The sequence below is a fragment of the Enterobacter cloacae complex sp.6700776 genome (genome assembly GCF_048284255.1).
In the GTDB taxonomy this organism is placed as follows: domain Bacteria; phylum Pseudomonadota; class Gammaproteobacteria; order Enterobacterales; family Enterobacteriaceae; genus Enterobacter; species Enterobacter intestinihominis.
In genome coordinates this window covers 1-277 of record NZ_JBLVYK010000264.1, presented here as the reverse complement: position 1 = coordinate 277, position 277 = coordinate 1, and the positions used below count along the sequence as shown (strand labels likewise).

Genomic DNA, 277 nt, shown 5'->3' with positions numbered 1-277 from the left:
CTTTGCCGCTTGCTGCAATGCACGGTGAAAAGCCAAGTCATCCCGCTGGCGAAAAGCGAGGGGCGGTAATGGTTTAGGCTTGTACATCACGTCTATCCACAGGCGTTATTCCTATGCCCATTAGCACAGCAGCGCTGTGCAACCATAATAGCGCCCCCACCACCAGCCAAAATGGTGTCAACCAACCTGCAATAATGATCAATAACAGCATCAGGCTGGCCACCGTAAACCAACTCCATTTCCCCCAGCCATAACCGCTTGATAAGCCAGATAATGC

1 pseudogene is annotated in these 277 nt (G+C 51.6%); it reads right to left on the bottom strand.

Going from position 1 to position 277, the window contains the following annotated elements:
- Nucleotides 1-73 precede the first annotated feature (73 nt).
- A pseudogene (locus tag ACNQ0T_RS24180) lies at nt 74-277 on the bottom strand (fatty acid hydroxylase); the annotation flags it as partial.